This window comes from Lutibacter sp., assembly GCF_021647475.1.
Classification (GTDB): Bacteria; Bacteroidota; Bacteroidia; order Flavobacteriales; family Flavobacteriaceae; genus Lutibacter.
Window position 1 is genome coordinate 20388 of record NZ_JAKIUR010000033.1, and the last position, 13493, is coordinate 33880.

A 13493-nucleotide genomic window follows, 5' to 3' on the forward strand; every position below is an offset into this window, starting at 1 on the left:
AATTAAAAATATATATTATGAACACAGAAGAATTAAAAAAAGAAATTATTGAAAAAATCAACCTATTAGATGAAAGTGAAGTATTGCTATCGTTAAAAAGTTTACTAAGCATGTCCAATGAAAACCTGACTAGTTTTTTAAAAATTGCAAACGAAAATTTACACGCCGAACAATTTAGTGAAACCGAAGATTTTTCAGGATACATTAAAGAATGGGTTAAAAACATGTAATTAATTTTATGGATAGTAGCCTAGAACAACACGAATTATATGAAAATGCACGAAAAAGAGTGCAACAAAAAAAGCGATTATATTATCATTTTGTGCTTTTTTTAATAGGCTCTGTATTTTTAATTGTTTTAAATAAAATTTTTAAACTAGGTGAAAATTATATTGAAAACTGGTTTGTTTGGGCAATTACTTTTTGGTTTATATTATTATGTATTCATTTTATAAATGTATTTTTTGTAAATCGGTTTTTAGGAAAAGAATGGCAACGAAAGCAAACCGAAAAACTAGTAGCAAAACAAGAAAAAAAGATTGAGCAGCTTACCAAAAAAATAGAAAAAAAATTACCGTTACCAACTTCGGATGACGAAATAGTATTATAACTTATTCCTTTTAAAATAATGGTTATCATAATTGCGGCAATTGCCAACAACAATGCTCTTGGAAAAAACAATAAATTAATTTGGCATTTACCTGCCGATTTAATCCGATTTAAAAAAACCACACTAAACCATTATGTTATTATGGGAAGAAAAACATTTGAATCTCTCAAAAAACCACTTCCAAATAGAACCAACGTAATAGTTACTAGAAATAAAAATTACAAAGCAGAAGGTTGCATTATAGTTCACTCGTTAAAAGAAGCATTAGAAGTTTCTAAAAATGAAAAAAATATTTTTATTTTAGGAGGTGCAAAAATATATGAACAAGCTATTAAGTTTACTGATAAATTAGATCTTACGCTAGTCCATCATACTTTTGATGCAGATGTTTTTTTTCCTGAAATAGATAAAACTATTTGGAAAGAAAGTTTTAGGCATGATTTAAAAGCTGATGAAAAAAACAAATATGATTATAGCTTTGTAACTTATACTAGAAAAACTAATTAATAGTAATTATAAATGGCAATCTTGCCTGAATTCCTTTAGTATTAGAAATACTTTTTAAGTTTTTATATATTTTATAATTTTCTTTCCCAAATTCTTCTATCAATATTTTTTCCTTCGATTTTACAAATGGTAATTTGCTAAGTTTATCTTGTAAATCCATATGATAACTTGGATAATTTCGAACACCATAATCTGTTATTCCTGCTAAACCTGCAGCTTCAACAACAGCATCATGCAAGTTTCCTAATTTATCAACCAAGCCATTTTTTATTGCCTGAGCTCCAGTCCAAACTCTACCTTGTGCTATACTATCTACCGTTTCAATATTTAAATTTCTACCTTTAGCAACTCTATTTAAAAAAGTAGTATAAACTGCTTCAACTCCTTCTTTTGTAACCGCTCTAAAATCGTTAGAAATCGGTTCAAAAATACTATAACTAGCACTCTTATTTGTTTTAACTTGTTCGGCATTTATACCTAATTTACTACTTAATTCACTAATATTTGGCAACATTCCAAAAACTCCGATAGAACCAGTAATTGTAGTTGGTTCGGCAATAATTTTATTGGCATTACATGAAATATAATAACCGCCAGATGCGGCAACATTCCCCATAGAAACAACTACTGGAATTTGCTTTTTAGTCAATTCAATTTCCCTCCAAATTAAATCGGAAGCTAAAGCACTTCCCCCAGGAGAATTAACTCGTAAAACAATTGCTTTAGTATTTGAAGATTTTCTTGCTTTTCGCAAAGCATCAATAATTAAATCTTGTCCAATATGCTCTTCATCTCCTTTTCCATAAATAATTTCACCTTGTGCATAAATTATCGCAATTTTATCAGAAGCTGACGACCTAATTCTTCCTTTTCCAGAAGCAATATAATCTGTTAATGAAACGCTATTTAAAGATTCTTTTAAAGGAATTTTAACCGCATTTTTTAATTTATCTTCATATTCATCTCCATATACAATTCCATCAACTAGCTTATTTTCTTTTGTTAAATTAGCATTTCTTCCCAATAAATTATCAGCAATATTATTCAATTTTAAAACACTAATTTTTCTACTTTTTGAAATATCTAAAACAAGTTCATTCCAAATAGATTTTAAAAATGATGTAATTTGTTCTTTATTATTTTCACTCATTTTATTTGTCAGATAAGGTTCCACGGCACTTTTATATTTTCCGTGTCTAATTACTTCATATTTTACACCAAACTTATTCTCAAAATCTTTATAGTATAAAATCTCCGTTGCCAATCCTTTAAAATCAACTGAACCACGTGGATTAAGAAATACTGAATCGGCTACAGAACTTAAATAATATGATTTTTGGTCATACATATCTGCATAAGCATATATAAATTTACCGGATTTTTTAAAGGCTAACAATTTATTTCGGATTGCTTGCATTTGTGCAATACCCGCATTTATATCTAAGGTAGCAATAGAAATTCCTTTAATTTTATCATCATAACCTGCGTTTTCAATAGCATTCAAAATTTTATTTAATCCTAGTTTTCTATTGTTCATTTCAAACAAATCACCTAAAGGATTGCTACTTTTTGGAGCATAATCTTTTATAACAGATTTCAAATTTAAAGTTAAAACGGAATTATTTTTTACTTCCACTTTTTTAATTTCTCCAAAAGCAGAACCGATTAAAATAAGCAATAGGAATAAAATTCCGATAGCAATTAAAGTTCCAAAAATAGAAGCAAATAAATTTCTTAAAAATTTCATAGTTTAAAATTATTTTTATGAGTACAAAAAGTACTAAATGTTTATAAGTTGAGGAGCAAAGATATGTTTTTATATGATACTTTTCTTTTCTTTGTATTCGCTTTATGTCATTACTAAGAAACATATATTTATCTTTAGGAAGCAACCTAGAAAATAAGCTAGAAAATTTACAAAAATCGGTAGATTTTATAGGACAAAAAATAGGCTCAATATCCAAAATATCATCGGTTTACAAAACCAAATCTTGGAAATTTGAAAGTGAAGATTTCTATAATATTTGTTTGTCAGTGGCTACCAAATTAAACCCTGAAGACTTATTAAAAACTACTAAAAGCATTGAGCGTATTATTGGACGAACTAAAAAAACAAAAGAAGGATATGAAGCTCGGATTATAGATATTGATATCTTACTTTTTGATAATGAAATTATTTTTTCGCCAGATTTAATTGTGCCACATAAAGAAATGCTAAATCGCAAATTTGTACTGGCTCCTTTAGCTGAAATTGCTCCAAATTTATTGCATCCCATTGAGAAAAAAAGAATGCAAGTTTTGTTAGATAATTGTACAGATACTCATGTAATTGAGAAAACAGATTTTAAATTAAACCGACCAATTTGCCTATCAGAAAAATACAATTACATTGCCATTGAAGGAAATATTGGTGCTGGCAAAACTTCTTTAACAAAAATGATTGCAGAAGATTTTAATGCTAAAACCATATTAGAACGTTTTGCTGATAATCCTTTTTTGCCTAAATTTTATGAAGATAAAGATCGTTATGCTTTTCCGTTAGAAATGAGTTTTTTGGCGGATAGATATCAACAACTTACTGACGATTTAGCACAATTTGATTTATTTAAAAACTTTATTGTTTCTGATTATTATATTTTTAAATCTCTTATTTTTGCACAGATTACTTTGCAAGACGATGAATATTTTTTGTATCGGAAAATGTTTGATATTATGTACAAAGAAATTTCAAAACCTGATTTGTACATTTATTTATATCAAAAAACACCACGGCTATTAGAAAATATCAAAAAACGAGGAAGAGATTACGAACAAAATATTGCTCCAGAATATTTAGATAAAATCCATAATGGTTATGCTACTTTTATTAAAACTGAAGAAAATTTAAAATCGTTAATTATTGATGTTTCTGAATTTGATTTTGTTAACCATCCAGATGATTACACTAAAATAGTTGAGCTGATAAAAAATGCAGATTAGTTATTTTTTAAGTTCTAATTTTTCAGCAAAATAATCACAAAAATCACGCATAGTAGCACTCATTCTTTCATCGTTAGTTGCACGTTCAAAAGAGCTTGCCATAGAAAGTAATGTTTGATGGAAAAAAAATTTCATTTCATTTAATGGCATATCTTTAGTCCATAAATCTAATCGCAAAGTATCTTTAGCGTTTGCATCCCAAACTGAAATTAATATGGCTTTAGCTTCTTGATTAATTATATTATTGTCTTTTGCAGTCCAAGTTATTTCTTCAGGAATTTTATTTTCGTCTAATCCTACGTTAAATTCTATTTTAGAGGTATGATTTATTGCCATTTTTATGTGGTTTATATTTTGATTTTTTAAATATTTCTTCAGCTTTTGTCTGTAAAAGCTGCTGCAAAGTTACGTCATTATTTTTCATATAAGATCGTACAATTTGCCAACCAATCCAAGTTCCCAATCTACCCGGAGATTGACTATCTATATTCAAATAAAATTTTGAAAAAGGAGCGTCTGCAATAAACCGTTTATACAAGGTTGAATTACTACTAAAAAGTAAATCTTTCTCCATAAAATAAGTCCAAATTGGGAGTTCATTTGCCTCAGCCCATTCCAGTTGATCTTTAGTATATCCCATTTTTCTTTCGTCAGAAACCATAGGTAAAAAAGCATCTAATATATATTTCTTTTTACCTTCAATAATACAATTATTTAAAAATAATCGGTTGTGTTTAGGACGATAATATTTATTAGCAATAGCTTTTGCAACATCTACTACTAATTGTTTTTTATTATAATTTTGTTTTAAATATTCTGGAAAATCGTTGTAAACTTTATCTTTTGTTCCTAAATACATATCTAGTGAAATAAATAGTAAACTATCTGCATAAATCACCTTGCTTTCATAATCTAAATTAGTAATTAGGGTGATTATTTTTGGTGATTTAAAATTAGGATAATAGTATTTAACATGTTTAAACAAGTTTCTAATTTGTGCTTTCCCCTCATTAAAATCACTAAATATTTTTTGTGATTTTTGATATAATTCTTGCTCTATATTAATTTTTTTAAGCCAAATACTGTCATTTTTTTCAGGAAATAAATATGGATATTTACGTTCTAATTTAGGCAACGTTTCTTTAGTTGCTGTATAAAATTGTTGTTCAAATCTATCTACAACTAGGTTGACTTTTATATTAGAAACATCCACATCTTTTTTGGTTGAAGAGTTACAAGAAACCAGTGCTAATAAAATAAAAATGGGAATATATAATCTGTTCATTAATTTCTATCTTTACAAACTTAATTTAAGTAACGACAAAAGTATTAAATTAGTTTATACAAAACGTTTAATCTTTTATTGAAATTAGATCAGATGAAAATAGGAATTGCACAAATTAATACAACCGTTGGTGATATTAAAGGAAATTTTGATAAAATTATTTCAAACATTACTAAAGCCAAAGCCGAAAATTCAGATTTGGTTGTTTTTCCTGAACTTACTTTGACAGGTTATCCTCCAAGAGATTTATTAATTAAAAAAAGTTTTGTAAAAAAGAATATTGAAGTTCTTCATCAACTTATTAATTTCACAGAAAATATTGCCATTATTGTTGGTTTTGTGGATGAAAAAGATGGCAAATTATTTAATGCCGCAGCATTTATACATCATAAAAAAATCGTTAAAATATATCATAAAATGTATTTACCAAATTATGATGTTTTTGATGAAAAACGCTATTTTACCGCTGGTTCAACTCCATGTGCATTTGAATTAAAAGGCGTAAATATAGGATTAACCATTTGTGAAGATATTTGGATTGATGATGGCCCTGCAACAACTTTAAGTAAAAATGGTGTTGAATTGATTATTAATATTTCGGCATCGCCATTTCATGCAGGAAAAGAGAAAATCCGATTAAATGTAATTACAAAACAAGCTAAAGAAAATAATATTCCGATTGTATATTGCAACCTAATTGGCGGTCAAGATGATTTAATTTTTGATGGTCGAAGTTATGTTATTAATAGCTCAGGGGAATTAGTTCAACAAAGTAAAGCCTTTAAGGAAGAGTTAAGTTATATCAGCAATATTGAAGGTAAAGATGAAATTAAATTTATTGAAAATGAAAATGAATCTATTTATAACGCTTTGGTTTTAGGCGTTAAAGATTATTTTAGAAAAAACGGATTTAAAAATACGGTAATTGGACTAAGTGGAGGAATTGATTCTGCCTTAACAGCTGCCATTGCGGTTGAAGCTTTGGGAAAAGATAATGTTAGAGGTGTTAGTATGCCAAGCAAATTTTCATCAGACGGAAGTATTTCCGATTCTTTAGATTTGGCAGGAAATTTAGAAATTCCTTGTGATGTAATTCCTATTAAAAGCATATATACCAGCTATTTAAAAACATTAAAAATACAATTTGCTAACACTAAATTTAATGTTGCAGAGGAAAATATTCAGGCCAGAATAAGAGGGAATATTTTAATGGCACTTTCTAATAAATTTGGATATTTGGTACTTACCACAGGAAACAAATCCGAAAGCTCGGTTGGTTATTCTACTTTATATGGCGATATGGCTGGCGGATTAGCCGTTATTTCAGATGTGTTAAAAACCAAAGTTTATGAATTATCTAATTATATAAATGAAGCCAAAGGCAAAGAAATTATTCCTGTTTCTACCATTACAAAACCACCTTCTGCAGAATTAAGAGAAGATCAAAAAGACTCAGATTCATTACCTGAATATGATGTTTTAGATCCAATTTTAAAAGCTTATGTTGAAGATGATTTAGGAAAAGAAGCCATTATTAATTTAGGGTTTGATGAAGCGGTAGTTACAAGAATAATTGGTTTGGTAGATAGAAATGAATATAAACGACAACAAGCTGCTTTAGGATTAAGAATTACCTCTAGAGCTTTTGGTCAAGGAAGAAGAATGCCAATTACTAACCGTTGGAAAGATGATTAAATAACTCGATTTAAGCGTTCAAATAATTTTTGTTTTAAATTGGTATAATTTACAACCGTTTCTAAAATTTGAGCATTTTCATTTTCTTTATCTATCTCAGAAATTAAAGATTTTATTTTTTGCTCAATAAGCACACGCCTAAGGTTATAAATGGCATCTAATACCATTTTTGGTAAATCATCAGTTTTACTTTTTGGAAATACTTTTTTTCGTTTCCAATCACTTAAAACATATTTTTCATCATCCATTAAAATATTAGTAACCAAGTTGGCAATTTTGCTATCTTGATTATTAATAAATGTATCTACCGAAATGGATTCATCTTGATTTAATTGATGAATTATTTCATAGTAAATTTGCTGAAATAAGGCATCTGTAAATTCGACTTCATCTTCTTGTAAATTCAAATAAATTTCTTTAGAAACCACATTTTCAAAATGATATTTTTTTAACGATTTTACTTCATTATCATCTACTTCTTCACCTGGAACATAACCTTCAAATTGAACTTTAGAATTTCCATATAGCAATAAAATTTTAATGATTTCACGTTCGTACTTATGTAATTCATCAACTTTTTTAAACTCAGGTGTTTTTTGTAAAACAGGAGATGAAGCTCTATTAAAGGAAGTTTTTTTAGAAGCATCGCGTAGTTCCTTTTTTGCAATTTGAGCTAATTCACTAAACAAAACGGTTTCTGAAATATCCAAAATTCTAGAACACTCTTTAATATAAACTTCACGTTGAATTCTATCTGGAATTTTTGATATGCTAATCACAATATCTCTGATTAATCCTGCTTTTTTTACAGGATCATTTTCAGCATCTTTTAACAATAAAGTCACCTTGAAATTTATGAAGTCTTTAGCTTCATTTTCAATATAATCTTTAAGCTCAGCCGGAGTAACTTTTTTAGAAAAACTATCAGGGTCTTCACCTTCAGGAAACAGTACTACTTTTACATTTAACCCTTGCTCTAACAGCAAATCAATACCTCTAATAGAGGCTCTAATACCTGCAGCATCACCATCAAATAACATAGTAACATTGTTAGTTAATCTATGAATTAATCGAATTTGTTCTTTGGTTAGTGCAGTTCCAGAAGAAGAAACCACATTTTCAATTCCAGATTGATGAAATGAAATAACATCCGTATAACCTTCTACTAAATAACAATTATCTTCTTTTGCAATACTTTGTTTTGCAAAATAAATACCATACAAAACATTACTTTTGTGATAGATTTCACTTTCAGGTGAGTTTAAATATTTTGCTGCATTTTTGTTCTTTGTTAAAATTCTGCCTCCAAAACCAAGTACTCTTCCACTCATACTATGGATAGGAAATAGTACTCTTCCTTTAAATCGATCGAATTTTTTAATTTTTGATAACTCGTCAGTTTGTTTAACAATGGTAAGTCCTGTTGCTTCTAAAAAGTCAAGTTCATACCCTTTTTTTAGTGCATTTTTAGTAAAAGCTTCCCACTCATCTAAAGCATAACCCAATTCAAATTTTTTGATAGTTTCATCGGTAAAACCACGTTCTTTAAAATAGGTTAATCCAATAGCTTTTCCTTGTGGATTTTCATGAAGAATTTTCTGGAAATAATCACGTGCATATTCTGAAACCAAAAACAAACTTTCGCGTGCATCAGCCTGCTCTTTTTGCTCATCAGTTTGTTCAGTTTCTTCAATTTCAATATTGTATTTTTTTGCTAAATACCTGATAGCTTCTGGATAGGAATAATGCTCATGCTCCATTAAAAAAGTAATGGCATTTCCTCCTTTTCCTGAGCTAAAATCTTTCCAAATTTGTTTTACAGGTGAAACCATAAAAGATGGACTTCTTTCATCTGAAAAAGGACTTAATCCTTTAAAATTACTTCCTGCTTTTTTTAAATTAACAAATTCACCAATAACCTCCTCAACACGAGCAGTTTCAAAAACTTTATCTATGGTATTTCTAGAAATCAATAGTTGTTGTTTAGAATTTTCTAAATTACAAAATTTAGATAAAAAAATAGAGATTATTTAAAAAGCAATTAATAACGTCAACCTGAGCTTGTTTCAGGTTCTCATAATGATTGTCAATCAGAATGTTAAGATTCTGAAACAAGTCCAGAATGACGGCTTCCAAAACTTTTTAGGTAACCGCTTTTAATAAATAGTTTATTTTAACCTATTAAACTGCTTTTAATCTTTTTAAAGTAGATTTTTCGATTTTACTTTCAGCATATTTTTTGGTAACTCTTAACGTTTTTTCATCAGTTCCAGGCATTTCAAACATAGCATCCGTTAAAATAGCTTCACAAAGAGAACGTAAACCACGAGCTCCTAATTTATAATCTACTGCTTTAACAACAATAAATTGTAATGCTTTTTCATCAATAGAAAAATCAATACCATCCATTTTAAACAATTTTTTATATTGTTTTATAATGGAGTTTTTAGGTTCTGTTAAAATAGCACGTAACGTTTTTTCATCTAAGGTATGCATATAGGTTAGTACAGGTAATCGACCAATAATTTCAGGAATTAACCCAAAAGATTTTAAATCGCTTGGAATAATATATTGTAGAATATTTTCTTCATCCACTTTATCCTCTTTTATAGAAGCACCATAACCAACAGCCTGTCTATTTAAACGTCTACCAATTATTTTATCAATTCCTGAAAAAGCTCCACCTGCAATAAATAAGATATTTTTTGTATCTACTTCAATAAATTTTTGATCAGGATGTTTTCTTCCTCCTTTTGGTGGCACGTTTACTATTGAACCTTCTAAAAGTTTTAATAAAGCTTGTTGAACACCTTCTCCAGAAACATCACGAGTTATAGATGGGTTATCGCCTTTACGTGCAATTTTATCTATTTCGTCAATAAAAACAATTCCCCTTTCAGCTTTTGCAACGTCATAATCCGCAGCTTGTAATAAACGTGTTAAGATAGTTTCAACATCTTCGCCAACATAACCAGCTTCAGTTAAAACAGTGGCATCAACAATACTAAAAGGTACATTTAACATTCTGGCAATAGAACGTGCAATTAATGTTTTACCTGTTCCTGTTTCACCTACTAAAATAATATTACTTTTTTCTATTTCAATATCCTCTTCTTTGGATGATGAAGTAGGTTGCAATAATCGTTTGTAATGATTGTAAACGGCTACTGCTAATATTTTTTTGGCTTGAACTTGCCCAATCATATATTGATCAAGAAAGGCTTTTATTTCTTTGGGCTTTTTTAAAATTAACTCCGTACTAAGTGATGATGAATTTTTTTCAGCCAATTCTTCCATCACAATTCCATGAGCCTGTTCAATACACTTATCACATATATGTGCATCTAAACCTGCAATTAACAAATCGGTTTCTGATTTTTTTCTACCACAAAATGAGCATTCTAATACTTCATCTTTTGCCATACTATTCGTTTTTTATTAATTAATAGCGTTAAAAAACTATTTAACTCGTTGTGCATTTTAACTCTTTAAACATACTATTACGTCAGTTCGAGCCTGCCTGACGGCAAGGCAGGTAATTTTTGATAAAAAATTGTATCGAGAACGATTGTCTTTAAATAAAAAACCTATTCTCGATACGAATTTTAAGCCTAAAAAGGCTAAAATTCATTCGAATTGACTAAATTTTATCATAATGCACAATGGGTTATTTATTATTTTCTTATTAAAATTTCATCAATCATACCATAAGCTTTTGCTTCATCAGCTTTCATCCAATAATCTCTGTCTGAATCGTTATGAACTTTTTCTATGGTTTGACCTGAATGTTTTGATATTATTTGATATAATTCATCTTTTAACTTTAAAATTTCACGAGCTGTAATTTCAATATCACTTGCCTGACCTTGAGCTCCACCCATTGGCTGGTGAATCATTATTCTTGAATGTGGTAATGCTGATCGTTTCCCTTTAGCACCTGCACACATTAAAACAGCTCCCATTGAAGCAGCCATACCAGTACAAATTGTTGCAATATCAGGCTTAATAAATTGCATGGTATCATACATTCCTAAACCAGCATACACTCCACCTCCTGGTGAATTAATATAAATTGATATATCTTTACTACTATCTACACTTTCTAAAAATAATAATTGAGCTTGAATAATATTTGCCACTTGATCATCAATTGCAGTACCTAAAAATATAATTCTATCCATCATTAAACGCGAAAACACATCCATTTGTGCTACGTTTAACTGACGTTCTTCAATAATATAGGGAGTAACACTACTTACAATTTTATCATAATACATGCTACTAATTCCTTGGTCTTTAGTCGCAAATTTTTTGAATTCTTTTCCGTAATCCATTTTACAGGGTTTTAAGATTTAAGGGGGTAAAGATAAGAAGTATTTGTTAGATACTCAATTAGAGTTTGCATTATACTTCCTTTATTTTATCAAATTAAGTATATTTGCTTTTAAAATCCCTTTTTGCAATGAAAATATTCTTTAAAATTTGTTTAGTTTTTACCTTTATTTCTACTCAAATTAACGCTCAAAGTTACAAAGAACGGTTAGGTCAATTAGATGTTTTACATTATAATTTAACGATTGCGGTAAACGATACTTCTAATGTAATTTATGGAACAATGAAGATTTCCATAAAATTTAAAAAATTATTAAAAGATTTTCATCTAGATTTTACCAAACAAGATGCTACTGGAAAAGGAATGCACGTAAATTCTATTTTAGAAGGAAAAGATACTATTAAATTCTCTCATAAAAATGATACGTTAACCATTGAACCAATTAAAATTAAAACCGATAGTTTATTTACATTTATTATTAATTATAAAGGAATTCCTAAAGATGGTTTAATTATTAGCAAAAATATGTTTGGTGATCGTACCTTTTTTGGTGATAATTGGCCAAATAGAGCTCATAATTGGTTTCCTTGTGTAGATCATTCTTCAGATAAAGCTACCATTGAATATTTTATTACTGCTCCTAATCATTATCAAGTGATTGCAAACGGAATATTAAAGGAAAAAACGAATGTTACCAATACAACTAACTTGTATCACTACCAAACAAAAGTGCCTTTAGCACCAAAAGTAATGGTTATTGGTGTTGCCAGATTTGCAGTTGAAAATATAGGAACCATACATAACATTCCCATTTCTAGTTGGGTGTATCCACAAAATAAAACAGCTGGTTTTAATGATTATAAAATTGCTAAAAAAGTATTGAAATTTTATATTGAAAATATTGGATCTTATCCTTATCAAAAGTTAGCAAATGTACAATCTAAAACACGATTTGGTGGTATGGAAAATGCAAGTAATATTTTTTATTTTGAAAAATCTGTTACCGGCAAGCAAAATGATGAAGCATTAATAGCTCATGAAATTGCACATCAATGGTTTGGAGATTCCGTTTCTGAAATAGATTGGCCTCATTTATGGTTAAGTGAAGGTTTTGCTACTTATTTTACTGATCTCTATTTTGAAAAAACCAAAAACGATTCTATTTTTAGAAATCGATTAAAAACCCAACGAACTAAAATTTTAAATTTCTATAAAAAACAACAAACTCCTGTAATTGATAGACATCCTAAAAATTTAATGAGTATGCTCAATCCAAATTCCTACGAAAAAGGAGCTTGGTTTTTACATATGCTTCGTCATAAAATTGGAGATGATGCCTTTTGGAAAGGAATACAAACTTATTATGATTCCTTTAAAAACAAAAATGCATCTACTAACGATTTTAAAAATGTGATGGAAGCCTTATCTGGAAAAAATTTAACCTCCTTTTTTAATCAGTGGTTAAAAATACCTGGACAACCAGAGATAAAAATAGATTGGATTTATTTCAAAAACAAAGTGCGACTTATGATTACTCAAACTCAGAAAACTCCGTTTAATTTTCCTTTGGATATTGAATTAATTTACAAAGACGGTAGTTCTGAAATTAGAACATTACAACTATCCGATAAAGCTACTCCTTTAGTTTTAGAAGTTAATAAGGAAGTTAAAAATATAGTTTTAGACCCAAATACTTGGTTGCTGTTTAAGCAAATTATTTAAACTTACTGTTATGTCAGTTCGAGCCTGCCTGTATTCTATGACAGTACCAAATAAAATTTCGTTTATTTAAGCAACAAATTTTAAAGTGTTCACATAGGGTGTTTCTCTATTAACTGCTGCAAAGGCTCTTGCCATTAATTTACATCTAATAATATTGATAGTACTCATTTTATTTTTTCCTTTTTCTAATCTTTTGTGATAATATATTTTCATTTCTGGGTTGTTTTGGATGGCGGATTTGGCACATAAATCAAAAAGAGATTTAAGTTTTTTATTAGCTAAATTACTTACTTTAGTTTTTCCCCTTATGCTGGTTCCAGAAGTATTTGGAAATGGAGCAATTCCACAATAAGAAGCATATT

Annotated in this window: 13 protein-coding genes; 6 read left to right on the plus strand and 7 right to left on the minus strand. The window is 28.8% G+C overall.

Annotated features, from left to right (window positions below):
* The first annotated feature begins 17 nt into the window (after positions 1–17).
* From L3J60_RS08985 to L3J60_RS08995, 3 genes are read left to right on the plus strand one after another with little or no spacing between them, the layout of a single operon-like run.
* Positions 18–230 carry a hypothetical protein gene (locus tag L3J60_RS08985; RefSeq protein ID WP_291975165.1) on the plus strand — a complete coding sequence of 71 codons (213 nt, stop codon included), beginning with the start codon at positions 18–20 and terminating at the stop codon, positions 228–230.
* Between the two features lie 8 nt (positions 231–238).
* The gene (locus tag L3J60_RS08990) at positions 239–610 is read left to right on the plus strand and encodes a 2TM domain-containing protein (RefSeq protein WP_291975166.1); all 372 of its coding nucleotides are present in this window, start codon (positions 239–241) and stop codon (positions 608–610) included.
* Between the two features lie 18 nt (positions 611–628).
* Positions 629–1117, plus strand: coding sequence for a dihydrofolate reductase (locus tag L3J60_RS08995; RefSeq protein WP_291975167.1), 489 nt, complete (start codon positions 629–631; stop codon positions 1115–1117).
* Here L3J60_RS08995 and sppA read toward each other — a convergent pair.
* On the minus strand, positions 1110–2864 hold the full coding sequence (sppA, locus tag L3J60_RS09000) for a signal peptide peptidase SppA (protein ID WP_291975168.1): 1755 nt from the start codon (positions 2862–2864) through the stop codon (positions 1110–1112). The two genes, L3J60_RS08995 and sppA, sit on opposite strands and share 8 nt — an antisense overlap.
* A gap of 104 nt (positions 2865–2968) precedes the next feature.
* Here sppA and folK point away from each other — a divergent pair, with 104 nt between their 5' ends.
* The gene (folK, locus tag L3J60_RS09005) at positions 2969–4096 is read left to right on the plus strand and encodes a 2-amino-4-hydroxy-6-hydroxymethyldihydropteridine diphosphokinase (RefSeq protein ID WP_291975169.1); all 1128 of its coding nucleotides are present in this window, start codon (positions 2969–2971) and stop codon (positions 4094–4096) included.
* Here folK and gldC read toward each other — a convergent pair whose 3' ends face one another.
* The gene (gene gldC, locus L3J60_RS09010) at positions 4097–4432 is read right to left on the minus strand and encodes a gliding motility protein GldC (protein WP_291975170.1); all 336 of its coding nucleotides are present in this window, start codon (positions 4430–4432) and stop codon (positions 4097–4099) included.
* The gene (gene gldB / locus L3J60_RS09015; protein ID WP_291975171.1) at positions 4410–5381 is read right to left on the minus strand and encodes a gliding motility lipoprotein GldB; all 972 of its coding nucleotides are present in this window, start codon (positions 5379–5381) and stop codon (positions 4410–4412) included. Before gldB ends, gldC begins: the two co-directional genes overlap by 23 nt.
* Positions 5382–5474: 93 nt before the next feature.
* Between gldB and L3J60_RS09020 the strand changes: the two genes are divergently transcribed.
* Positions 5475–7076: an NAD+ synthase gene (locus tag L3J60_RS09020; RefSeq protein WP_291975172.1), complete on the plus strand. Its 1602-nt coding sequence runs from the start codon at positions 5475–5477 to the stop codon at positions 7074–7076.
* On the opposite strand, the gene dnaG is transcribed toward L3J60_RS09020, so the two are convergent.
* The 3 genes from dnaG to clpP all read right to left on the minus strand — a co-directional run bounded on the left by dnaG (position 7073) and on the right by clpP (position 11410).
* The gene (gene dnaG, locus L3J60_RS09025; RefSeq protein ID WP_291975173.1) at positions 7073–9049 is read right to left on the minus strand and encodes a DNA primase; all 1977 of its coding nucleotides are present in this window, start codon (positions 9047–9049) and stop codon (positions 7073–7075) included. The genes L3J60_RS09020 and dnaG overlap by 4 nt on opposite strands.
* 208 nt (positions 9050–9257) lie before the next feature.
* A complete protein-coding gene (gene clpX, locus L3J60_RS09030) occupies positions 9258–10499 on the minus strand; it encodes an ATP-dependent Clp protease ATP-binding subunit ClpX (RefSeq protein ID WP_291975174.1) in 1242 nt (413 codons plus the stop codon).
* Positions 10500–10750: 251 nt separating this feature from the next.
* Positions 10751–11410, minus strand: a complete 660-nt coding sequence (gene clpP, locus L3J60_RS09035) for an ATP-dependent Clp endopeptidase proteolytic subunit ClpP (RefSeq protein WP_291975175.1) — start codon at positions 11408–11410, stop codon at positions 10751–10753.
* 128 nt (positions 11411–11538) lie between these two features.
* Here clpP and L3J60_RS09040 point away from each other — a divergent pair, with 128 nt between their 5' ends.
* On the plus strand, positions 11539–13131 hold the full coding sequence (locus L3J60_RS09040) for a M1 family aminopeptidase (protein WP_291975176.1): 1593 nt from the start codon (positions 11539–11541) through the stop codon (positions 13129–13131).
* 66 nt (positions 13132–13197) lie between these two features.
* On the opposite strand, the gene L3J60_RS09045 is transcribed toward L3J60_RS09040, so the two are convergent.
* The coding region (locus L3J60_RS09045; protein WP_291975177.1) for a transposase at positions 13198–13493 on the minus strand (296 nt) is incomplete at its 5' end.

Bases quoted from the DNA above. Each gene is read 5' to 3' on its own strand.
- clpP (WP_291975175.1), bottom strand. From the start codon at position 11,410: ATGGATTACGGAAAAGAATTCAAAAAATTTGCGACTAAAGACCAAGGA.
- L3J60_RS08995 (WP_291975167.1), top strand. From the start codon at position 629: ATGGTTATCATAATTGCGGCAATTGCCAACAACAATGCTCTTGGAAAA.
- sppA (WP_291975168.1), bottom strand. From the start codon at position 2,864: ATGAAATTTTTAAGAAATTTATTTGCTTCTATTTTTGGAACTTTAATT.
- gldB (WP_291975171.1), bottom strand. From the start codon at position 5,381: ATGAACAGATTATATATTCCCATTTTTATTTTATTAGCACTGGTTTCT.
- folK (WP_291975169.1), top strand. From the start codon at position 2,969: ATGTCATTACTAAGAAACATATATTTATCTTTAGGAAGCAACCTAGAA.
- L3J60_RS08990 (WP_291975166.1), top strand. From the start codon at position 239: ATGGATAGTAGCCTAGAACAACACGAATTATATGAAAATGCACGAAAA.
- L3J60_RS09040 (WP_291975176.1), top strand. From the start codon at position 11,539: ATGAAAATATTCTTTAAAATTTGTTTAGTTTTTACCTTTATTTCTACT.
- gldC (WP_291975170.1), bottom strand. From the start codon at position 4,432: ATGGCAATAAATCATACCTCTAAAATAGAATTTAACGTAGGATTAGAC.
- clpX (WP_291975174.1), bottom strand. From the start codon at position 10,499: ATGGCAAAAGATGAAGTATTAGAATGCTCATTTTGTGGTAGAAAAAAA.
- L3J60_RS09020 (WP_291975172.1), top strand. From the start codon at position 5,475: ATGAAAATAGGAATTGCACAAATTAATACAACCGTTGGTGATATTAAA.
- L3J60_RS08985 (WP_291975165.1), top strand. From the start codon at position 18: ATGAACACAGAAGAATTAAAAAAAGAAATTATTGAAAAAATCAACCTA.